General features: G+C 39.4%; 23 protein-coding genes. 16 read left to right on the top strand and 7 right to left on the bottom strand.

All coding sequences use genetic code 11. The features are described 5' to 3' along the window. Positions 1-50: 50 nt before the first annotated feature. The 12 genes from SKC36_RS11365 (at position 51) to SKC36_RS11310 (ending at position 11,082) form a co-directional block, all read left to right on the top strand. Positions 51-719 (top strand): succinate dehydrogenase cytochrome b subunit, encoded by a 669-nt coding sequence (locus SKC36_RS11365; protein ID WP_459454705.1) that lies wholly within the window; start codon positions 51-53, stop codon positions 717-719. Between the two features lie 22 nt (positions 720-741). Further along, positions 742-2,721, top strand: a complete 1,980-nt coding sequence (locus SKC36_RS11360) for a fumarate reductase/succinate dehydrogenase flavoprotein subunit (protein WP_459465958.1) — start codon at positions 742-744, stop codon at positions 2,719-2,721. A gap of 9 nt (positions 2,722-2,730) precedes the next feature. Then, positions 2,731-3,489 (top strand): succinate dehydrogenase/fumarate reductase iron-sulfur subunit, encoded by a 759-nt coding sequence (locus SKC36_RS11355; RefSeq protein WP_459454707.1) that lies wholly within the window; start codon positions 2,731-2,733, stop codon positions 3,487-3,489. A gap of 48 nt (positions 3,490-3,537) precedes the next feature. Then, positions 3,538-4,119 (top strand): thymidine kinase, encoded by a 582-nt coding sequence (locus SKC36_RS11350; RefSeq protein ID WP_459454708.1) that lies wholly within the window; start codon positions 3,538-3,540, stop codon positions 4,117-4,119. Between the two features lie 5 nt (positions 4,120-4,124). Continuing rightward, positions 4,125-4,580, top strand: a complete 456-nt coding sequence (locus SKC36_RS11345; protein ID WP_459465957.1) for a YkgJ family cysteine cluster protein — start codon at positions 4,125-4,127, stop codon at positions 4,578-4,580. A gap of 77 nt (positions 4,581-4,657) precedes the next feature. Continuing rightward, positions 4,658-5,575, top strand: coding sequence for an ROK family protein (locus SKC36_RS11340; RefSeq protein WP_459465956.1), 918 nt, complete (start codon positions 4,658-4,660; stop codon positions 5,573-5,575). Between the two features lie 165 nt (positions 5,576-5,740). Beyond that, positions 5,741-5,977, top strand: a complete 237-nt coding sequence (locus SKC36_RS11335) for an acyl carrier protein (protein WP_092019417.1) — start codon at positions 5,741-5,743, stop codon at positions 5,975-5,977. 123 nt (positions 5,978-6,100) lie between these two features. After that, positions 6,101-7,348 (top strand): beta-ketoacyl-ACP synthase II, encoded by a 1,248-nt coding sequence (fabF, locus tag SKC36_RS11330; RefSeq protein WP_459454711.1) that lies wholly within the window; start codon positions 6,101-6,103, stop codon positions 7,346-7,348. A 4-nt stretch (positions 7,349-7,352) separates the two neighbouring features. Further along, positions 7,353-8,096 (top strand): ribonuclease III, encoded by a 744-nt coding sequence (gene rnc, locus SKC36_RS11325; RefSeq protein WP_459454712.1) that lies wholly within the window; start codon positions 7,353-7,355, stop codon positions 8,094-8,096. A gap of 6 nt (positions 8,097-8,102) precedes the next feature. Further along, entirely contained in the window at positions 8,103-9,059 is a 957-nt protein-coding gene (locus tag SKC36_RS11320; RefSeq protein ID WP_459465955.1) for a hypothetical protein, read from the top strand. A 67-nt stretch (positions 9,060-9,126) separates the two neighbouring features. Beyond that, the gene (locus SKC36_RS11315) at positions 9,127-10,758 is read left to right on the top strand and encodes a hypothetical protein (protein ID WP_459465954.1); all 1,632 of its coding nucleotides are present in this window, start codon (positions 9,127-9,129) and stop codon (positions 10,756-10,758) included. Between the two features lie 3 nt (positions 10,759-10,761). Further along, on the top strand, positions 10,762-11,082 hold the full coding sequence (locus tag SKC36_RS11310; protein ID WP_459454715.1) for a hypothetical protein: 321 nt from the start codon (positions 10,762-10,764) through the stop codon (positions 11,080-11,082). Here SKC36_RS11310 and kdsA read toward each other — a convergent pair. The 3 genes from kdsA to SKC36_RS11295 are packed head-to-tail and all read right to left on the bottom strand — an operon-like array spanning position 11,077 to position 13,658. Continuing rightward, positions 11,077-11,886: a 3-deoxy-8-phosphooctulonate synthase gene (gene kdsA, locus SKC36_RS11305; RefSeq protein WP_459465953.1), complete on the bottom strand. Its 810-nt coding sequence runs from the start codon at positions 11,884-11,886 to the stop codon at positions 11,077-11,079. The two genes, SKC36_RS11310 and kdsA, sit on opposite strands and share 6 nt — an antisense overlap. Position 11,887: 1 nt before the next feature. Continuing rightward, on the bottom strand, positions 11,888-12,928 hold the full coding sequence (murB, locus tag SKC36_RS11300; RefSeq protein ID WP_459465952.1) for a UDP-N-acetylmuramate dehydrogenase: 1,041 nt from the start codon (positions 12,926-12,928) through the stop codon (positions 11,888-11,890). Position 12,929: 1 nt separating this feature from the next. Next, positions 12,930-13,658, bottom strand: a complete 729-nt coding sequence (locus tag SKC36_RS11295) for an ABC transporter ATP-binding protein (RefSeq protein WP_459454718.1) — start codon at positions 13,656-13,658, stop codon at positions 12,930-12,932. A 188-nt stretch (positions 13,659-13,846) separates the two neighbouring features. On the opposite strand from SKC36_RS11295, the gene SKC36_RS11290 reads away from it, so the two are divergent. Further along, complete coding sequence (locus tag SKC36_RS11290; RefSeq protein WP_459465951.1) at positions 13,847-14,752, top strand: prohibitin family protein; 906 nt, start codon at positions 13,847-13,849, stop codon at positions 14,750-14,752. Between the two features lie 113 nt (positions 14,753-14,865). Here the strand turns inward: SKC36_RS11290 and SKC36_RS11285 are convergent, their stop codons facing one another. Then, positions 14,866-16,086, bottom strand: coding sequence for a bifunctional 3,4-dihydroxy-2-butanone-4-phosphate synthase/GTP cyclohydrolase II (locus SKC36_RS11285; RefSeq protein WP_459454720.1), 1,221 nt, complete (start codon positions 16,084-16,086; stop codon positions 14,866-14,868). A gap of 90 nt (positions 16,087-16,176) precedes the next feature. Here SKC36_RS11285 and SKC36_RS11280 point away from each other — a divergent pair, with 90 nt between their 5' ends. Then, entirely contained in the window at positions 16,177-16,884 is a 708-nt protein-coding gene (locus SKC36_RS11280; protein WP_459465950.1) for an ABC transporter ATP-binding protein, read from the top strand. On the opposite strand, the gene SKC36_RS11275 is transcribed toward SKC36_RS11280, so the two are convergent. The 3 genes from SKC36_RS11275 to SKC36_RS11265 are packed head-to-tail and all read right to left on the bottom strand — an operon-like array spanning position 16,881 to position 19,809. After that, positions 16,881-17,666 (bottom strand): amidohydrolase, encoded by a 786-nt coding sequence (locus tag SKC36_RS11275; protein WP_459465949.1) that lies wholly within the window; start codon positions 17,664-17,666, stop codon positions 16,881-16,883. The two genes, SKC36_RS11280 and SKC36_RS11275, sit on opposite strands and share 4 nt — an antisense overlap. Before the next feature lie 12 nt (positions 17,667-17,678). Then, entirely contained in the window at positions 17,679-18,959 is a 1,281-nt protein-coding gene (locus SKC36_RS11270; protein WP_459465948.1) for a DUF4270 family protein, read from the bottom strand. A gap of 40 nt (positions 18,960-18,999) precedes the next feature. After that, positions 19,000-19,809 (bottom strand): glycogen/starch synthase, encoded by an 810-nt coding sequence (locus tag SKC36_RS11265; protein WP_459454724.1) that lies wholly within the window; start codon positions 19,807-19,809, stop codon positions 19,000-19,002. 133 nt (positions 19,810-19,942) lie between these two features. On the opposite strand from SKC36_RS11265, the gene SKC36_RS11260 reads away from it, so the two are divergent. Together SKC36_RS11260 and rfaE2 are read left to right on the top strand one after the other, a co-directional pair. After that, complete coding sequence (locus tag SKC36_RS11260) at positions 19,943-20,938, top strand: lysylphosphatidylglycerol synthase transmembrane domain-containing protein (RefSeq protein WP_459465947.1); 996 nt, start codon at positions 19,943-19,945, stop codon at positions 20,936-20,938. Beyond that, the gene (gene rfaE2 / locus SKC36_RS11255) at positions 20,922-21,404 is read left to right on the top strand and encodes a D-glycero-beta-D-manno-heptose 1-phosphate adenylyltransferase (RefSeq protein ID WP_459465946.1); all 483 of its coding nucleotides are present in this window, start codon (positions 20,922-20,924) and stop codon (positions 21,402-21,404) included. The genes SKC36_RS11260 and rfaE2 overlap by 17 nt, the downstream gene beginning before the upstream one ends. Positions 21,405-21,410 lie beyond the last annotated feature (6 nt).

Genomic DNA, 21,410 nt, shown 5'->3' with positions numbered 1-21,410 from the left:
TTATGGTTACCGTGGGCGAATGTTTACTTCAATCAAAATAAATTTCATTTATGGCTTGGTTATCAAAATCACTAAATTCATCACTGGGTAAAAAGCTCTTAATGGCAATCACCGGCCTCTTTTTAGTCAGTTTCCTAATTGTTCACTGCGGTCTTAACGCTACCATCTTCTTGAATGATGGAGGGGCTACCTTCAACGCCGGAGCGGAATTCATGGCAAAGAATCCTATTATACGTACCATGGAAATCGTATTGTTCGGAGGTTTGTTGCTTCACATCTTAGACGGATTACGTTTATGGATGGACAACAAAAAGAAACGTCCTGTAGCATATGCCGTTGTTGATGGTGCTGCCAACAGTAAATGGTACTCTCGTTCCATGGGTCTTTTAGGAACTTTATTATTATTGTTTTTAATCATCCACTTAAAACATTTCTGGTATTTCTCTCGATTGACTGACAACCTAACAGAGGAACATACATTATATCATGAAATGCAAGCGGTTTTCACAAGCCCAGTAGTGGTGGCTATATATGTATTGGGATGTATTTCTCTAGGTTACCACCTATTGCATGGATTTCAAAGTGCTTTCCAAAGCCTTGGATGGAACCATCCTAAATATACTCCGACGATCAAGTGCATTGGCGCAGCATATGCCATTATTATCGCTGCTTTATTTGCCGCTATGCCTATCGCACTCCATTTTAATTTGATTCATTAATTCCTCAGCCGATACGATTAATATGACAAAATTAGACGCAAAAATTCCAGAAGGTTCTTTATCCGAAAAATGGACCAAATACCGTTCCAGTGTTTCATTAGTAAATCCTGCCAACAAACGTAATTTGGAAGTGGTCATCGTTGGATCAGGCTTAGCAGGAGCATCTGCTGCCGCCTCTTTGGCTGAGTTAGGATATAAAGTAAAAGTTTTCTGCTTTCAAGATTCTCCTCGACGTGCGCACTCCATTGCAGCCCAAGGAGGTATCAATGCCGCTAAAAACTATCAAAATGATGGAGACTCTATTTTCCGTTTATTTTATGATACCATCAAAGGCGGTGACTACAGATCTCGTGAAGCCAATGTGCATCGTTTAGCAGAGGTATCTGGAAACATCATTGACCAATGTGTGGCCCAAGGTGTTCCTTTTGCCCGTGAATACGGTGGTTTGCTTTCAAACCGTTCATTTGGTGGAACGCAAGTTCAGCGTACATTTTACGCGGCAGGTCAAACAGGTCAACAATTATTATTAGGAGCTTATTCGGCTTTACAACGCCAAGTTGGTATGGGTAATGTCGAATTATTCACGCGCCACGAAATGCAAGACGTGGTGGTGTTAGATGGTAAAGCTCGCGGTATTATTGCCCGTAATTTAGTTACAGGTGAGTTAGAGCGTCATTTTGGACACGCGGTATTATTGTGTACAGGTGGTTACGGAAACGTATTCTACCTTTCAACCAACGCCATGGGATCTAACGTGACTGCAGCTTGGAAGGCCCACAAAAAGGGAGCATTCTTCGCTAACCCATGTTACACGCAGATTCACCCTACTTGTATTCCAGTTTCGGGAGATCACCAATCTAAATTAACCTTGATGTCCGAGTCACTACGTAATGACGGACGTATCTGGGTTCCTAAAAAGAAAGACGATCCGCGCAAGGCTAATGAAATTCCAGAAGACGAGCGTGACTATTATTTAGAGCGTCGTTATCCTGCCTTTGGTAACTTAGTACCTCGTGATATTGCTTCTCGTGCTGCTAAGGAGCGTTGCGATGCAGGTTATGGAGTAGGTTCCTCTAAAATGGCCGTTTACCTAGATTTTGCTGCAGCTATCATCCGTTATGGCAAGGCTGAAGCGAACAAGAGAAATATCCACCACGCAAGTGATGAAGAAATTCAATTAATGGGTAAGGAAGTCGTAAAAGAAAAATACGGTAACTTATTTGATATGTATAAGCAAATCACGGGTGAAGATCCTTACGAATTGCCAATGCGTATCTATCCTGCGGTACACTATACCATGGGCGGACTTTGGGTTGATTACAACTTGATGACTACTGTTCCAGGTTTATATGCCTTGGGAGAAGCTAACTTCTCTGACCACGGTGCTAATCGTTTAGGAGCTTCGGCGCTAATGCAAGGATTAGCTGATGGATATTTCGTAATTCCATACACGATTGGTGCTTATCTAGCTTCTGAAATTAGAACTCCGGCTATGTCAACAGACAGTGAGGCCTTTGTTAATGCAGAAAAAGCAGTTAAGGAGCAGATTGAAAAACTAATGAGTATTCGCGGAACCAAGTCGGTTGATTATTTCCACAAGAAATTAGGCTTAATTATGTGGAACCAATGCGGTATGGCTCGTAATGAGGAAGGCTTAAAAATGGCAATCGCTGATATTCAGGCATTGCGCAAAGAATTCTGGAGCGATGTTCGTATCCCAGGAGAAGCGAATAACTTGAACCCTGAATTAGAAAAAGCTGGCCGTGTTGCTGACTTCCTAGAATTAGGAGAGTTAATGTGCAAGGACGCTTTAGATAGAAATGAAAGTTGCGGAGGTCACTTCCGTGAAGAATACCAAACTGAGGACGGCGAGGCCTTGCGTGATGATGAAAATTATGCTTACGTGGCGGCTTGGGAGTTCAAAGGTGAATCACAATTCGAATTACATAAAGAAGAATTGAAATTCGAAAACATTAAAATTGCTCAAAGATCTTATAAATAATTCGATAACATGGAAGGAAATTTAAACCTGACGCTTAAAATCTGGAGACAAAAAAACGCCCAAACTGCGGGTAAATTCGAGACATACCAAGTAAGTGGTATTTCGGAGGATATGTCCTTTTTGGAAATGATTGACGTGCTCAACAACCGTCTTATCGAAGAAGGTGATGATCCAGTAGCTTTTGATCACGATTGTCGTGAAGGTATCTGCGGTATGTGCTCCATGTACATCAACGGTCGCCCTCATGGACCGAACAAAGGTGTTACCACTTGCCAGTTACACATGCGTAGCTTCAGCGATGGACAAACTATCACCATTGAACCTTGGAGAGCGGAAGCTTTCCCTGTCATTAAAGACTTAGTAGTTAATCGTTCTGCCTTTGATCGCATCATTGCTGCTGGTGGATTTATTTCTGTCAATACAGGCAATGCACAAGATGCCAATAGCCTACCTATTCCCAAAGACAATGCGGACGATGCCTTTGCAGCGGCAGCATGTATTGGATGTGGAGCTTGCGTGGCGGCTTGTAAAAATGCTTCGGCCATGTTATTTACTTCCGCTAAAATCTCTCAATTGGCTTTATTACCTCAAGGTCAAGCTGAGCGTGCGAAGCGTGCTGAAGCCATGGTCGCACAAATGGATGAAGAAGGTTTCGGTGCTTGTTCCAATACAGGTGCTTGTGAAGCAGAATGTCCAAAAGGTATTTCCCTTGAGAATATTGCTCGCATGAACCGTGAGTACTTCTCTTCGGTTTTTACGTCTAAATAAGATACCACCTAAACTAGGCCCCTTGGAAGCAAGGGGCTTTTTCATGCCTTGTTTTTAGAGCCCAATCATTCCAAATCTTCCCAAAATTCCAATCCAAGCGGTTGGGTGGAGGTAATTTGTGGCTCCATGTTTTCAGGCAAGACAGAAGAATTAATTCGTCGTTTGAAAAGAGCCAAAATAGCTCAATTGCAGGTAGAAATTTTCAAACCAGCTGCCGATACCCGTTACCACGACGAAGACATCGTATCCCATAACCACAATTCCATTCGCTCCACTCCTGTTCATAGTTCGAGTGAAATCTTATTATTGGCAGGCAGCTGCGATGTAGTAGGTTTGGATGAAGCCCAATTCTTTGATCACCACATTGTAGAAGTTTGCAATACCCTCGCCAATCAAGGCAAACGTGTCATTATTGCAGGCCTAGACATGGATTTCAAAGGAATACCCTTTGGCCCAATGCCCGACCTTATGGCCATAGCTGAATACATTACCAAAGTACATGCGGTATGTGTCAAATGTGGTGGTGTAGCTACCTATTCACATCGCATCGTGCAGCAACAACAAACCGTGATGTTAGGTGAGGCGGATAGCTACGAGGCCCTCTGCCGGACTTGCTTCCCACATGCCTAATTCAGATGCCTAGAGACCCCAGTTTTACTAAAGTTTTCCAACGTATTCGGGCCAAAAAACCGAAAGACCTCGATGTGCAATTTGAAAAAGCCCATGAGGTGGTTTTTGAAAACATCGATTGCCTTGATTGTGGTAATTGTTGCAAAACCACAAGCCCCATGTGGAATGAGACTGATATACAGCGAGTAGCCAAACTGCTAAAAATGAAGGTAGCTGATTTTCTAGATACCTATTTAATTAAAGATGCGGATGGAGACTGGGTTTATCCTTCTAGTCCATGCCCGTTTTTATTAGAAGATAATGCCTGTGACATTTACGAACACCGACCTAAGGCATGTCGGGAATACCCCCATACCGATCGCAAAAACATGTTGGGTATCCTTAAAATAACCCAAAAAAATGCCTTAATCTGTCCAGCCGTTTCCCAAATCATGGAAAAACTGGAAAGAATCTATCTCTAAACTAAATTGCCGAATAGAATATTTGAATATGCGCGTAATTTTAAAGAAATTCGCAGCAAATTAAACCAAAAGACCGCATGGAAGCAGCAGAATATCTAGGAATTGACGTTGGAGGAACAGGAGTAAAAATGGGCATTGTCCATCCAGAAACTGGGCATATTAGTAATTTTCAAAGTTACGATACCGCCACTTGGAGAGAATCCAATCACTTCTTAGATCGCCTAGCTGATGCTATTGCACTACAATTATTTCAGCACAAGCATGTACATAAAGTAGGTATTGGTCTTCCTGGTATCTTAACTAAAAATCGTAAAACCCTAATCGAAATTACGGCCATTCCAGAAATTGATGGAGCTCACTTAATTTCCATGTTAGAAAAGCGTTTTCCGGACCATGCCTTTTTTATGGAAAATGATGCCAATGCAGCTGCGCTGGGAGAATTTTATTTTTCTCCAGAAAAAGATACCATGCCAGAAGATTTCATCTTTTTAACCTTAGGAACAGGTATCGGTGGAGCCGCCATCATTGATCGCAAGATCTTTTTAGGTGGAGATGGAAATGCGATGGAACCAGGACACGTTCCGTCTAGAAATGGAAAAGTCTTAGAAAGAAACATTGGTAAAAAGGAATTATTACAAATGGCGAACGCCATGCGTGCCACATACAAAGGAAAAACAGTTTTGGCAGCAGATGGATCTATATCCACTACCGCACTAGTCGTAGCTGCCGAAGAAGGAGATGAATTAGCTTTGGCTATTTGGAATGAAGTAGGAGAAATGTTGGGTGATATGATCGTTTCATTAATCCGTATTCTAGATATTAAAAACATCTTCATTGGAGGCGGGCTTTCAGCTTCATTTGATTTTATCTTGCCAAGTATGGAGAAACAGTTGAACTATTGGTTAACTCCAGCTTACTTGAAAAAACTAAGTATTAAAAAAGCACTTTTAGGAAATGATGCAGGACTTTTAGGTGCCGCATCGCTTTGTTTTTAATGCTTAGAAATAAATCATTCGCAAGAATTTTAAACAATTCAAAAAAAAGAATTATTTTTATCTAATTAATTATTTTAATAATGCAATTAGGCTTAAAATTTGTTTGATAATCTAAGTTTTAATTCTAATCTTTGCATCGTTTTTGAACCCCAAAATATTTTAGAAATGGCAGATATTGCAGAAAAAGTAAAAAGCATCATCGTTGAGAAATTAGGAGTAGAAGCATCAGAAGTTACACCTGAGGCATCTTTCACAAACGATTTAGGAGCTGATTCCTTAGACACGGTAGAATTAATCATGGAATTTGAAAAAGAATTCAACGTATCTATTCCAGATGATCAAGCAGAGAATATCCAAACTGTAGGACAAGCCATCACCTACTTGGAAGAGAACGCAAAGTAATCGTAACGAAATAATAATGATGTCAATTGGTAATTGGTAATGACTCAGGAACCTAGTTCCTAAGAAAATCACCCTTACGAATTGACATTTTTTATTTTTCAAACCTAAAATATCAGGATAATTATGGAGTTAAAACGAGTTGTAGTAACGGGTTTAGGTGCCCTTACCCCTATTGGAAATACAGTTAGTGAATATTGGGAAGGTTTATCTACCGGAAAAAGTGGATGTGGACCTATCACCAAGTTCGACGCTGAAAAATTCAGAACTCGTTTTGCCTGTGAACTCAAGAATTTTAGTGTAGAAGAATTCATTCCACGTCAGGAGGCCCGTAAAATGGACCCTTTTACCCAATATGCTATTGTAGCTTCCGATGAAGCTATCAAGGATGCGGGTTTCGATATGGAAGCTATCAACAAAAATAAAGTCGGTGTAATCTGGGGATCAGGTATCGGTGGATTAAAAACCTTTGAAGATGAAATGATCTATTTCGGCAAAGGAGATGGTACGCCTAAAATCAATCCATTCTTTATCCCTAAAATGATTGCTGACTCTAGCTCAGGTCAAATATCCATTAGAAACGGTTTTCGTGGTCCAAACTATGTAACTGTTTCCGCATGTTCATCTGCGAACAATGCCATCATTGATGCTTTCAATTACATTCGTACAGGTCGTATTAATATCTGTGTGACTGGAGGATCGGAAGCACCGGTGACCATTGCCTCTGTGGGTGGTTTTACAGCCATGCGTGCCATGTCTGAAAGAAATGATGACCCTGCTACTGCTTCTCGCCCTTATGATGTAAACCGCGATGGTTTTGTAGTAGGTGAAGGTGCAGGTGCATTAGTGCTAGAAGAATACGAACATGCTAAAGCACGTGGAGCAAAAATCTATGCCGAGTTAATCGGTGGTGGATTCTCCTCAGATGCCTACCATATTACGGCCCCACATCCTGAAGGATATGGCGCTTTACTTTCCATGATTGATGCATTAGAAGATGCTCAAATCAAACCCGAGGAAGTAGATTATATCAATACTCACGGTACATCCACCCCTATTGGTGATCCTCAAGAATTAAAAGCAATCGTTGATTGCTTTGGAGAACATGCTTATAAAATGAGTATCTCTTCCACAAAATCCATGACTGGTCACTTATTGGGAGGCGCAGGAGCCGTAGAAGCGGTGGCTTCCATCTTAGCCATACAGCATCAATTTGTACCTCCAACCATTAACTGCCAAGATTTAGACCCAGCAATAGATCAAAATCTTGATTTAACTTTAAATCAAGGTAAAGCAAGAAAAATCAACGTGGCACTAAGCAATGGATTTGGATTTGGTGGGCATAACGCAACCGTCATTTTCCGAAAAGTATAGGCTTATGAAAATTCTCTCGGTGTTAAGCTGGTTGAATCCTACCCAACTAAATGAAAGAGAGAAATTTCTAAAGAAATCTGTAACCCATTTGATTGGCGAAAGTCCCTCCAATTTGTCGCTATATCGTTTGGCCTTTTTGCATGCTTCGGCATCCAAAGACAGCATTGCCAAGTCGTTTAAAGAATCCAACGAGCGCCTCGAATTTCTAGGAGATTCTGTTCTTGGAATGATTACAGCAACCTACCTATTCCAAAAATTCCCTTTCAAAGACGAGGGTTTCTTAACCGAAATCCGTTCTAGAATGGTAAGCCGAGAATCTTTGAATGTATTAGGTAGAAAATTAGGTTTGGACGAAGTCATTGAATACGAAAACCAAAAGAGAACGATTCTTTCACGCTCCAGCATGTATGGAGATGCTTTGGAAGCGTTCATTGGGGCCATCTACCTAGATAAAGGTTTTGCCTTTACCCAAAAATTCATCATCAAAAAGATATTAACCCAGTATTTCGATTTAGAAACGGTGGTTCAAAATAATCCTAACTTCAAATCCATCTTAATTGAATGGGCCCAAAAAGAAGGGAAAAAGGTGATTTTTACCCTGGATGAGGAGGGGCAACACCACAATAAAGAATTTACAGCCATCGTTTTGGTAGATAACTTGAAAATAGCCGAAGGTAAAGGCTATTCCAAGAAAAAAGCAGAACAAACAGCTGCCATGAAAGCCTGTGAAGAATTGGAACTTAAATAATAAAAGATGCCAACGCCCAATATTTTGCTTCATTACTGGACCGAAGAAGGTCAAACAAGTACTTTTCAAGATATTTTACAGCAAGAAATACCTGCTTCAGTCCTAGAGGTCTTACAATCAGAATTACTTTTGCAATTGCAAAGCCAACGTATTCAAGATCAATTCCCTTGTTTTGATTGGCAAAATCAACGTATCCACGAAAAATGGGATAACATCACGCGCTCGCTTGTATTGCAAGTATCTCTTCCCAATTATATTTGGAACCAGTGGATTGATGAATTAAAAGAAGAAAGCGCACCTACTGATTATTTATTCAATGTTTTAGGCGCAGAAGCACAAGAAATTAGTCCGGATACTCTTCTGACTGCTGAGGTATATTTTGAAGCTCCAGCAAGCTTAGATGATCTTCCAGAAGATGAATTAGTGGAAAACATAGCCACTGAATCTGACATTCAACCTGTAGAGGAAAATTCCATTGAGCCTGAATTACCCCAAGAAATAAATCCCGAGCCTGTTCCTGTCAAGCCTGTGACAGAAATCATCATCGAAAACGTACAATTAAACCCCAATACATCTTTAAATACTAGTAGTTTCTTCCAAGAAGAACCTAAAGAGCAAGCTTCCGCTGGCAAAAAAATCATGGAAGTCATTGCTGATTCCACTTCTGAAAAGGTCTTTGAAAAACTGCAAGGAAGCGATGGATCGCTCAAGTCTTTGGTGGAGACTAAGATGACAGAAACGCTAGCAAACAGCATTAGTCTAAACCAAAAAATCAAATTTATCCAATCGATTTTTGATGGTGAGGGCCATCATTTGAATCAATTAATTGATTTCATCGACCATGAAGCTCAGAGCCATAACTGGCAAGAAAGTATTCAGCAACGTTATGCTGAGTTCCGCAGAGCTGATAATGAAGAGTCTTGGAATGAATTACAGGAGATGATTCGAAGGAAATTCAACTAAGTGATATTCTTCATCAAGTATTAGATTAGATTCCTGAATTCAACTAGGTAATTTCACTCAAAAAAAAGTGAAATTCCTTGGTTTACTACTTTTCGCCTCTCTCCCTTTACTAGCTCAAGTGGATGAAACCCAACCTTGGGATGAATCCGAAATACGAAGCAGTATATTCCAATATTATATACAAAACCCCATTGATATCAACCAGGCAAAAGAAGCCGATTGGTATCATTTAGGATTAGTTAATTCCTCCCAAATAAAAGCGTTTTTTGAGTTCAAAAAAGCTACAGGATCCTTCCTTAGCATCTGGGAATTACAAGCTATACCTCTCTGGGATCTAGCTACTTTAAAACGCATTCGAGATTTTATCATTTGTCGGACTAATTCCCCCACATGGAATTGGCAATCAGCGAAACACCTATGGATACATCGGATTGAATTTACTGTGGAGGAAAAAAAAGGATTTAGTCCGCCAGACAAACGAAGTAAAGTTCGCTATTTCAATAGCCCTTATGCGGAACTACATCGATATCGAGGACAGATCAGTCCTGCCTTAGGAATGGGATTTTTAGCACAAAAAGATGCGGGAGAAAGCCAAATAACTGATTTTACTAGCTTTTACCTTCAATGGCATAAACCCATAAGTACCTTATACAAGATTATCGTAGGTGATTTTGTCAATCAATGGGGCCAAGGTTTAATTCAGGCTGGAGGCTTCTCTTTAGGTAAAAGCTATGAAAGTATCATTTCTACACAAAAATTCCATCAAGGCTCAATTCCATACAGTTCTAGCGTGGAATCCGGATTTTATCGAGGATTAGTGCTAGGTTTTCAAAGAAAACAATGGAATATGGAAACTTTCATTTCGAAAAGAAATTGGGACGCTAATATTCAAACAGATAGTTTAGGATGGCCCTATTATACCTCGCTGAATCGAAGTGGGCTACATCGAACTTCAAGTGAGCTAGAGAATAAAAATCAAGTGCAAGAATGGAGCCTAGGTAATTCCCTAAACTGGCAGGCCCGAAGAATCCCCTTATCGCTTCAAGCAAACATCGTCTGGAGTCGTTGGTCAATTCCCAAAAGAAATTCTAGCAGAGCTTATCAAATAGATGATTGGCAAGGGAATACGCTTGTCAACAGTTCACTATCAACAAATTTTACCTGGCAAAAAGCTCAATGGATGGCTGAATTGGCATTTGCTCCGCAATCCTGGGCTTTCATACATGGGGCCGCTTGGGCTCAATCCAAAGCAATGGATTTCTCCTATGTATTTAGGTACGCATCCACTTCCTATTTTAGTCCTCAAGCACAGGCGTTTGGAGAAAATTCAGAGGTTGGTAATGAAATGGGGCTTTTTATAGGCAATCAATATCGCTGGTCAAAGAGGTCAAGACTATCCTCTTACCTGGATTTGTTTCTATTTCCAGCAGCTAAATACCAAGTGAGCCAATCTAGCTCTTGGGGTTGGGAACTTCTCCATCGTTTCCAGTTTGAACGAAGAAATGTATATAATTACTTCATACAAATTAAATGGACTTCCAAAGAAGAAGATGCCCCCAAGCCACTTTCAGATTTAATCAGAAAACATCAATGGCAATTTAGTGGTGATCTAAAAAAAACTATAAATAAAAAATGGGATTGGCATAGTCGACTCATGGGTACCTACCTGCATTCTCCTGCACAAAAAGATTGGGGATGACTGTTGCTTCATGATGCACAATTTTCGTGGCAAAATTGGCAAATTAAAGCAAGAGCTGCTTATGTTCAAAGTACGAACTATGACAGTCGGCTTTATGCCTATGAACCCAGTTTACCTTATGCCTTTTCCTTACCTGCCTATTCTGGACAAGCTTGGAAAACTTGCCTGCTCATCAACTATAAGTGGAAAAACAAAATTACCCTTTCAACCAAAATAGGGCGAATGGATTACTTGGATCGAGATGAAATAGGCACAGGTTTAGATCTAATTGCAGGCACACATAAAACGGATATAAGCCTACAAGTCGTTTGGAATAGCTTATAAAATAGCTTCTCTGATCTTAAGCAATTTTTCTAAAAGTTCTTCCAATTGATCTAAAGGCAACATATTAGCTCCATCAGATTTAGCGGTGGATGGATTGGGATGTGTTTCTATGAATAATCCATCCGCCCCAACGGCTATAGCCGCCTTGGCAATGGTCTCAATCAAGGCCGGTTGACCGCCTGTTACCCCTGATCCTTGATTTGGCCTTTGTAAGGAATGGGTACAATCCATGATTACGGGAACCTGAAAGGCTGCCATTTCCGGTAAATTTCTAAAATCAACCACTAAATCTCCATAGCCAAATGAATTACCTCGATCTGTTAAATATACCAAGGCATCTGGATTTTCATGCTTCACCTTTTCAACAGCAAACCTCATGGAGGCGCCCGACATAAATTGTCCTTTTTTAATATTAACCGCCCTGCCTGTTTGAGCAGCAGCTGCTAGGAGGTCCGTTTGCCGACAAAGAAATGCGGGGATTTGTAATATGTCCACATAAGAAGCAGCCATAGCGGCTTCAGCACTTTCATGAATATCCGTAACCGTAGGTACTTGAAAATGCTGACCTACTTCTTGTAATATCTCTAAGGCAAGGATGTCACCTATTCCTGTGAAAGAATCTATTTTCGTGCGGTTAGCTTTACGGTAAGATCCTTTAAATATAAATGGGATACCCAAGGAGTCCGTGATTTGCTTGATGCGTTCAGCAATTTCATAAGCTAAATCTTTGCTTTCAATGGCACAACTGCCTGCCATCAAGAAAAAAGGTCCTTTATCTTGAAGGGTGTTATAAGGTAAGTTCATCTTATAAAATGTTTACTTCGGTTTCTAAAACTACACCGAATTTGCTGAGAATTGATTGTTTAATTTTTTCGGATAAAGCAAGAATTTGCTTTCCACTAGCCTGGCCATAATTCACCAAAACCAATGCCTGTTTGGCATGCACTCCAGCGTCTCCATCCCGGAAACCCTTCCAGCCTGCTTGCTCGATAAGCCAACCTGCTGGGAATTTTATTTCACTACTTCCTGCTACCGGATAATGCGGAATTTCAGGATATTTCTCCATTAAGGCAGCTGCTTGGGTGGCATCTAAGGTAAGGTTTTTGAAAAAACTACCTGAATTTCCTATCTCCTTGGGATCAGGCAATTTGCTCTTTCTAATTTCAATGACCGCATCAGATACATCTTGAATACTCGGCTGAGTAATGGATTTGGCATTCAATACATCCTGAATAGCCCCATAAGAGGTTTGCGCTTTAGCTATTTTATTTAATTTAAAACAAACATAAGCTATCAAATATTTCCCCTTTCCTTCATGCTTAAAATAACTCTCTCGATAGCCAAACCGACAAGCCTCTGCATCAAAAGTTTCTAGTACTTGATTGGTTAAATGAAAGGCCTGCAAATGGTCAAATGTATCTTTTATTTCCACTCCATAGGCACCAATATTTTGCATGGGAGCTGCGCCTACCGTTCCGGGAATTAGGGATAAATTTTCGATACCTGCCCAATGATGACTAACGGTATATTGAACAAAATCATGCCAAACGACACCCGCACCAGCACGCACCCAAACATGGTCTTCATCTTCTTTGATAACCTCAATACCTTCAATCGCCACCTTCACCACCAAAGCATTCAAATCTTGCGTCAACAATACATTACTCCCCCCTCCCCAAAAAATATGAGGAACATGGGAATATAAGCCAGCATTCAACAAGTGGTGGTATTGCTCAATGGAACGAATTTCTACAAAATACTTGGCCTTGACATCAATTCCGAAAGTATTGAGCGATTGGAGTGAATAATTTTCCAATACTCTAGGCAGAGCAATTGATGAAGGCATTTTAATGCAATTTAGTAGATAAAAATTCTTGTAAAGCAGGAACTTCGGTACTCATTAAGTTTTTGTTATTTCCTTCCCAAAGCTTCTTCCCATCTTTTAAAAAGATCACATATTCCCCCATCCGAAGCACAGAGTTCATGTCGTGAGAAATAACGACCGTAGTTATATCAAATTCTTTGGTAATTTCTTGAATCAACAAGTCGATTTTAACCGCTGTCAGTGGATCTAATCCTGAATTCGGTTCATCACAAAATAAATATTTGGGGTTCATCACAATGGCCCTAGCTATCCCAACCCGCTTTTTCATACCACCGGATATATCAGAAGGCATTTGATTAGCCGCAGCTTCCAACCCTACTCGTTGCAAACAAATCAAAGCCCTTTCATTTTTCTCTTCCAAAGTTTGGTGAGTCAAAATATCTAAAGGAAAACGCACATTTTCTAAAACGGTCTTGGAATCAAACAATGCTCCTCCTTGAAAAAGTACTCCCATTTCCCGGCGAATCGATTTGATTGTATCATTGGAGGCTTTAACAAAATCCCGACCATCATACAATACCTTACCTTGCTCAGGTTTTAAAATACCAATCATACATTTCAACAATACACTTTTCCCTGTACCACTACCACCAATCACCATGTTGATTTTGCCCTTTTGGAAGCAGCCATCGACTCCGTCCAAAACAACTTTTCCATCAAACTCTTTGTGTATGTTTTTGATTTCAATCATATTCAAAATTAGGCATATTTTGCCAAAAATGAAGAATGTCTACTTTTTTCCCAGAATTATTTTCAAGTCTAAAATTTGCCTTTAAATCCAGAATATTTTCTCTTTACCACATTTGATTGTTTACTGATGGGATTCTATGTACTTTTCCATTGAGTGAATTTTTAACCCTACATAAAATATTTATACCTATGTTTTTCATCGTCGTTGGAATCGTTTTACTTCTAATTGGCAATTTCATTGCCAATCCGAATTTAGTATTTTCAAAATATAGCAAAGCCTTTAAAATAGGGGGAATTGCCCTAGCTGGATTGGGTTTATTCAGCTCTACCGTCAAGCAAATAGAAGCAGGAGAAGTTGGTGTTCAAAGTCTATTTGGGAGCGTTAAACCACAAGTTTTAAACAGTGGCTTAAACTTTGTCAATCCTTTATCAAATATTTATATTTTTGATTCAAAGACTCAAAACTACACCATGTCAGGCGTGCATGATGAAGGGGATAAATCAGGAGATGATGCCATTCGGGTTTTAACTGCCGATGGATTAGAAGTGATTGTTGATCTTACCGTATTATTTAAAATATCCTCTCAGGAAGCACCCAATATTTTCAAAAAAATCGGTTTAGACTATAAGGATAAAGTAGTCCGCCCCATTACTCGAACTAAAATACGCGACAATGCCGTGTACTATGATGCCGTAGGTTTATTTTCCAAGAAGCGAAATGAATTCCAAAATCGAATTTTCAAGGATATTGAAGCTAACTTTAAAAATAGAGGGCTTATTCTTGAGCAATTATTAATTCGTAACATCACCTTACCTAATTCGGTCAAACAAAGCATAGAATCAAAAATCAATGCAGAGCAAGATGCCCAAAAAATGCAATTTGTCCTGCAAAAAGAAAAGCAAGAAGCCGAGCGTAAGCGCGTAGAAGCACAAGGTATAGCCGATTACCAGCGAATATTATCTACTGGATTAAGTGACCGCCAATTGCAATATGAGTCCATTCTTGCACAAAAAGAATTAGCCAAATCGCCCAACAGTAAAATCATTATCATGGGAAATGGTAAGAGTAGTCCCATTATTTTGGGAGGAAACTAAAGAAAAAAAAGTACTTTTTAAAAATTTGGTTATAACCCAATAATTCAAAAAAAAGAGCTCGCTAAAATCCTAGCGGGCTCTTTTCTTAAACAATTCTACATTACCTAGTTTTTTTACTTTCTCAAAATGGCATGTCCCATCTTATCACGTTTTGTTTGCAAATAATGCTGGTTGTGTGGGTTGGGATTAATTTCAATCGGTATAGATTCCACAATTTCCAATCCATAGCCTAATAATCCAGCTCGTTTTTTAGGGTTATTGGAGATTAATCGCAATTTTTTAATTCCCAAATTTCTTAAAATTTGTGCCCCCACTCCATAATCACGCTCATCCATAGCAAAACCTAATTCTAGATTAGCTTCTACGGTATCGCGGCCCATTTCTTGTAATTTGTAGGCTTTCAATTTATTCAATAAACCTATACCTCTACCCTCTTGGAACATGTATAAAACCACTCCCTTCCCTGCTTTTTCCACCATCTCCATAGCCTTGTGCAATTGAGGTCCACAGTCGCAGCGACAAGAACCAAAAATATCTCCTGTAACACAAGAACTATGCACACGCACCATCACTTCCTCATCTTTTTCCCAGGTACCTTTCACTAAGGCTAAATGGGTATCCCCTGTATTTTTTTGCTTGAATGCAATCAAATCAAAATTCCCCCATTGAGTAGGCATATCCACACCAATCTCCCGCTGAATTAAGGATTCCTTATCTAATCGATATTCAATCAAATCTTTAATAGTCACTAGTTTTAAATCAAATTTATCCGCGATTTTACGAAGATCTGCCAAACGAGCCATGCTGCCATCCTCATTCAACACCTCAATTAAAACACCTGAAGGCTGAAAACCCGCCAAACGAGCAAAATCCATGGAGGCCTCGGTATGACCTGTACGGCGTAAAACGCCCTCAGATTTACTCTTTAAGGGGAAAATATGCCCAGGTCGACCTAAATCACTTGGCTTAGTCAAAGGATCGACTAATGCTTGAATCGTTTTTGCCCGATCAGAGGCTGAAATCCCAGTTGTACAGCCATTGCCTAATAAGTCAACCGAAACGGTAAACGGGGTTTCATGTGAGGTTGTATTATTGTCAACCATCATTTCTAGGCCTAAAGCTGAGCAACGATCCTCCGTTAAAGAAACACACATTAATCCGCGAGCCTCTTTAATCATGAAATTAACCAATTCAGGAGTAATTGCCTCGGATGCGCAAATCATATCACCCTCATTCTCACGGTCCTCATCATCGGCTACAATGATGATTTTACCTTGACGAATATCTTCTATCGCATCTTCAATACGATCCAAACGAATGGAATCTTCCTGCATGTTTTTAAGCTTTATGAACCAAAACACAAAGGTAAGCAGATTTAGTTCCCATTTTACTACCTTTGTCATATAATCTATCCCTTATCAGGTATGTCGATTGAAGTTGTCAAACTTTCTAAAAATTACGGTTCACAAATTGCCGTTAATGCCATTTCATTCCAAGCTTCAGAAGGTCAAATCATTGGTTTTCTTGGACCTAATGGTGCTGGGAAGTCTAGTACCCTTAAAATGTTGGTAGGATTAAGCCTGCCTAGCCAAGGAGAAGCCAAGGTGTTAGGTTTAGATGTCACAAAGCATGCCCTAGAATTGAAAAAGAAAATTGGCTATTTGGCGGAAAACAATCCATTATATCCTGATATGTATGTTCAAGAATTCCTGGATTTTATTGGCAAAATTCATGGATTTTCATCTCGTCAACGAAAAATAAGGATGGATGAAGTCATTCAATTAGTGGGATTAGAGCAAGAAAAGAAAAAGAAGATAGGTGAATTATCCAAAGGCTATCAACAACGCGTAGGCATCGCGCAAGCAATCTTTCATGACCCTGCGGTTTTGATTTTGGACGAACCAACCAGCGGATTAGATCCAAATCAAATGGCTGAAATTCGTTCCTTGATTCAATCGCTAAGGCAAGGTAAAACCATTTTATTTTCAAGTCACTTATTGAATGAAGTTGAATCAATTTGTGACCGAATTTTACTCATTAGCCATGGGAATTTAGTGGCAAATTGTTCTTTACAAGAAGCTCAAGCGTATGCGGGAGGATTACCAGCCTTTTTTAAGGACAAAACAGCTTAATTCAAATCAAAAGCATCGGCATCGAGATGCGCAGGGAATTTTTCTCTAAAATCTAGCAGAGCTTCTTTCGAAATAGTCGTGGTGGAAATTGTTTCTTCATCCATGAGATGAATCAGTTCCTCTCCTTTAAAGGTCACAAGTGCCGAATCACCTTGGTAAAGCAAATCATTGTTATCTTTTCCTACTCGGTTAACTCCAACCACATAGGCCAAGTTTTCTATGGCACGCGCTTTTAATAAGGTTGACCAAGCATGAGCCCTAGCTGCCGGCCAATTGGCCACATAAATAGCCATATCGTAGGCTAAATCAGTATTTCTGGACCAAACAGGAAAACGTAAATCATAACAAACAAATAAGGCAATCTTCCAAGATTTATAGCTTACTATGACTTGTTGTTCACCTGGACTATAAAATTCATGCTCATGACCCATGCGGAACAAATGGCGCTTGTTGTAGGTCACTATTTTCCCATCTGGAAAAACCGCTAACATTCGATTGAAAAATTGATTATTCTCCTTGATTTTGAGACTTCCAAGCATCAATACATCCAAACGATTAGCCATCATTTGCATCCATTGTACTTGAGCACCTTTAGGAAAATCAGCCCCTTCTGCACTCATGCTGAAACCTGTCAGAAACATTTCTGGTAAAACGATTACATCTGTTTTACCATGCAAGACCTGCAATTTTTCTTCTAAAACAGCACAATTGGCAGCAGGATTCTCCCAAATGAGAGAGGTCTGCACCATACTAACCCGCAAATTATCATTCGGGGAAACCATGCGTCAAGCGATTTATTTGGCAATGTAAGTATAATATACCTTTAATTTAACTTTACTCGCGTTCAAAGGCACATATCGGATATTTTCACCAATGATTCGGCTGAATCCAGCTGAATTACTGGTTAATGGACTTGTCACCAAGATGGCAAAATTCTTACGATTATTGGCCAAGATATTTTGAATGGCAGTGGTGACATTAAAACTATAAGTTTTAGAAACTGGGTCAAAATTAGCTGACTGTATACCTGTTCCACCTTCGGTCAACAAATACCGTAAACCATATGAATTCTTTAAAGTTCTATTGCTTGCATCCGTTTCAACCAATGAAAGTGAACCTAAGGTCTTCGACCACTCATAGCTGTCAGCAGCTGGTAAAACTAATTCTGCTTTGTTGATGGCTACATTTTTATTGCCTTTCAAATTCAATAAATAAGGAAACTCTAATTTGGTAGCTAAACCAGTTCCTGCTTGAACATAGGTAACCATATTCGACTGCGAGGCAGGAACACGATCACCTGGCTTTTGTAAATTTCCTAATACACCAGACCTAGAAACCTGTAATTGGTTAAATCGTCCATGAATTTCTTGAATCAAAGCAGTAGAAAGACTGAAATAGTAATTTACCTTGTATTTAACCGTATCATTGGGATTATGGTAATGCAAAGTCATGACAGAATACGTAGGAGAAAAACCCAAGATCGCGGCTTTGCCCGTAGTGTTCGACTTAATATGCATTCCTCTAAAATATTGCCTAAAAGCTGCACCACCTGCGGCAATGGACTTGTCGGTATATTTCTCTAAAAGTTCTTTACCAAAGGAAGCATTCAATTTAAATCGTAAGGTATCGTATTTTAGAGAGTCCCCATTGGCCGATTTGGCTTTGATAGGTCGAGGAAAAAAAGAATGAGTACCGATTGGTGTAGGATCATAAGCCACGGTAGAAGTATTAAAATAATCCACAGCCCGGCTAACGCTATCCTTTAATCGGTAGATTGAAATCGTTTGTTTTTGGGTAGTATCCCCCACAAATGATTGGTAAATCAATTCCATTTTTAAGGAATCCAAAATAGAATTCTCCTTGCTTTTCAAGGTATCTACGTTAGCTACCTGTGTGAAAGCAGAGGCTACCACCGTCCCTAAAATAGGATCTTGATGAGAGCCTACCAAAAATGAGTTGGTTTGGTTGGTAAAGATAGAGTCAATCAACACCGTGGATGATTGAATACTTAATGAATCTGTATAGTTTAAGCCTACTTCAACACTAAACAAATCTGACCCAATTTCTTTAGGCAAATCACAAGAAGTAAGGAAAAGGGAAAGAATCCCTACCCATTTAATTGCCGGCCATTTCCAAATACAATTTTTCGAAGAAATCGAGATCATTTTCGGCAATATTTTGATAGGTTTTTGATTTAAATTCATCAATGATGGATTGGATACGGCTGTTTTCCGCATTTTCTAATGATACTACTTTGTCGGCATATTCTGCACCAATTTTAATAAAGGCAGAATAATCTGAATTGGCTAAGCTAGTTAAATTATCGTCTTCAATTTCGCCTAATTTAACTTTCTCTAATAAATCTTCGTTAGAAAACGTAAAATCAAATTCAGAATTGTGAGGAGAGAAAATAGTTTTTGAATCTTTAAAGATAGGGTGGTTTTTGTAATGTGTAGAGATGTACAAAGGTACTAAACTCGACATCCAATCATTACAATGTACGACATCAGGCGACCAGCCTAATTTCACCACTGTTTCCAATGCTCCTTTGCAGAAGAAAGCCGCACGCTCATGATTGTCATCATAGAATGCCCCTTCTTTATCGGTTAACACAAATTTACGCTGGAAATAATCTTCATTATCTATGAAATAAACCTGCAATTTAGCAGCAGGAATACTAGCGACCTTAATCGTTAACGGTTTTTCTTCCTCACCCATGGGGATGGTGATTCCTGATAGCCGAACTACTTCGTGCAAACGATTTTTGCGTTCATTTATAGAACCAAATCTTGGAACCAAGATTCGAATCTCCATTCCCCTCTCCTGCATGGCAGTTGGTAGGTTACGAACGAAGTCTGCAATTCTAGAGGTGTTAAGGAAAGGGTCAACCTCACTCGAAACGTAAAGAATACGTAATTTGGACATTCTAAATTGATTTAGGGGAAAATTATCCCAAAAAAACTTTGCAAAAATATAAAAATTTTATCGGATTCCAGCTATATAATTTAAGCAAAGCTCTTTATTTTGCCTTGTGATTCTCGAAATCCAACACCACAACATGATAAAATCCATTCTTAAGTACTTATTCTCGACTTTATTAGCTGCCTCTCTCTTGTATTGGGCATTTTCGAAAAGTCAGTTAGAATGGGATGATATTTACCAAACGCTCCTGCAAGCGAACTACCAATGGGTAAGTGTAGCTATTCTAATTTCTTTGATTTCACATTGGTTAAGGGCGCTTCGCTGGGAACAATTATTGGATAGTCTTGATTACCAGCCAGGTCAAATAAGAACTTTTTCTGCTGTAATGATCGGCTATTTTGCCAATTTCATTGTACCCAGAATGGGGGAAGTTTCTCGTTGTGGATCGCTTCAAAAAACAGCTGATATACCTTTCGAAAAGTCATTTGGTACCGTTATCACAGAGAGGGTAGTCGATTTGCTCGGTTTAATCGTCATAGTGGGTATTACATTTTTAGTCGAATGGAAACCCATTCAATCTTTTTTATTTCCACAAACAGATACACCTCCATTAACATTAATTTTGGGTTTGTTAATCGTGGGTTTAATTGGATTAATCAGCCTTTGGTTGACCAAAGATTACCTACTTGCCAAATGGGAAATTCTTTCAAAAAGTTCAAAAGTTGGACAAATTCTCTCAGGTTGGATTGATGGCATCATTAGCATCAAAGATGTTAAAAAACCTGGATTATTTTTGCTTTATACGGGGGCCATTTGGTTTGCTTATTTCCTTAATGTCTATACCTTACTTTTAGCTTTCCCAAGCAGTGAAAACCTAGGATTATCGGCTTCACTCAGCATTTTAGTTATGGGTACATTCGGCATGGCCACGCCCACCCAAGGCGGTATTGGAGCCTACCATAGCCTCGTAGCATCAACTTTATTTTTCTACCAAATCCCCATGAAAGAGGCTACTGCCCTAGCCACATTTTTTCATGGAACCCAAATGGCTACCATCTTGTTATTTGGGGGTATTAGTTTTATTCTAACTCTTTTCTTACCTAAAAAACTAAACAGTGTCGACACTCAGTGAACATAAAATTCATACCCTAAGTGAAGCAGTAGAAATTCGCAACAACTGGAAAAAGGAACATCAAAAAGTTGTTTTTACGAACGGATGCTTTGACATTTTGCATCTCGGCCACGTTGATTACTTAGAAAAATCAAGCCAAGCCGGGGATAAAATGATTGTAGCTGTCAACTCAGACCGATCTGTGCGAGAACTGAAAGGACCCGAAAGGCCGGTTAATTCAGAATATGCACGAGCCCGTTTAATTGCAGCCTTGGGTTTTGTCTCTTTAGTTATCATATTTGATGAGGAAACGCCTTTGGAATTAATTAAAACGCTTTTACCCGATGTGCTAATTAAAGGAAATGATTATACCATTGATACAATTGTAGGCTCAAAAGAAGTTTTAGCCGCAGGTGGAGAAGTTAGCACCATTGATTTAGTACCCAATTATTCAACAACAGGAATTATTAACAAACTTAAAAAATAAAAGAAA

Source organism: Aquirufa sp. OSTEICH-129A (genome assembly GCF_054558355.1).
The sequence above is the reverse complement of the archived record's forward strand: the minus strand, read 5'-3'. Positions and strand labels throughout refer to the sequence as shown.

Excerpts from the sequence above, each read along its gene's own strand:
- SKC36_RS11265 (WP_459454724.1), bottom strand. The coding sequence starts at position 19,809 with ATGTCCAAATTACGTATTCTTTACGTTTCGAGTGAGGTTGACCCTTTC.
- SKC36_RS11295 (WP_459454718.1), bottom strand. The coding sequence starts at position 13,658 with ATGATTGAAATCAAAAACATACACAAAGAGTTTGATGGAAAAGTTGTT.
- fabF (WP_459454711.1), top strand. The coding sequence starts at position 6,101 with ATGGAGTTAAAACGAGTTGTAGTAACGGGTTTAGGTGCCCTTACCCCT.
- SKC36_RS11360 (WP_459465958.1), top strand. The coding sequence starts at position 742 with ATGACAAAATTAGACGCAAAAATTCCAGAAGGTTCTTTATCCGAAAAA.
- SKC36_RS11260 (WP_459465947.1), top strand. The coding sequence starts at position 19,943 with ATGATAAAATCCATTCTTAAGTACTTATTCTCGACTTTATTAGCTGCC.
- SKC36_RS11340 (WP_459465956.1), top strand. The coding sequence starts at position 4,658 with ATGGAAGCAGCAGAATATCTAGGAATTGACGTTGGAGGAACAGGAGTA.
- kdsA (WP_459465953.1), bottom strand. The coding sequence starts at position 11,886 with ATGAACTTACCTTATAACACCCTTCAAGATAAAGGACCTTTTTTCTTG.
- SKC36_RS11355 (WP_459454707.1), top strand. The coding sequence starts at position 2,731 with ATGGAAGGAAATTTAAACCTGACGCTTAAAATCTGGAGACAAAAAAAC.
- SKC36_RS11280 (WP_459465950.1), top strand. The coding sequence starts at position 16,177 with ATGTCGATTGAAGTTGTCAAACTTTCTAAAAATTACGGTTCACAAATT.
- SKC36_RS11335 (WP_092019417.1), top strand. The coding sequence starts at position 5,741 with ATGGCAGATATTGCAGAAAAAGTAAAAAGCATCATCGTTGAGAAATTA.
- murB (WP_459465952.1), bottom strand. The coding sequence starts at position 12,928 with ATGCCTTCATCAATTGCTCTGCCTAGAGTATTGGAAAATTATTCACTC.
- SKC36_RS11290 (WP_459465951.1), top strand. The coding sequence starts at position 13,847 with ATGTTTTTCATCGTCGTTGGAATCGTTTTACTTCTAATTGGCAATTTC.
- SKC36_RS11320 (WP_459465955.1), top strand. The coding sequence starts at position 8,103 with ATGCCAACGCCCAATATTTTGCTTCATTACTGGACCGAAGAAGGTCAA.
- SKC36_RS11275 (WP_459465949.1), bottom strand. The coding sequence starts at position 17,666 with ATGGTTTCCCCGAATGATAATTTGCGGGTTAGTATGGTGCAGACCTCT.
- SKC36_RS11365 (WP_459454705.1), top strand. The coding sequence starts at position 51 with ATGGCTTGGTTATCAAAATCACTAAATTCATCACTGGGTAAAAAGCTC.
- rnc (WP_459454712.1), top strand. The coding sequence starts at position 7,353 with ATGAAAATTCTCTCGGTGTTAAGCTGGTTGAATCCTACCCAACTAAAT.
- SKC36_RS11345 (WP_459465957.1), top strand. The coding sequence starts at position 4,125 with ATGCCTAGAGACCCCAGTTTTACTAAAGTTTTCCAACGTATTCGGGCC.
- SKC36_RS11285 (WP_459454720.1), bottom strand. The coding sequence starts at position 16,086 with ATGCAGGAAGATTCCATTCGTTTGGATCGTATTGAAGATGCGATAGAA.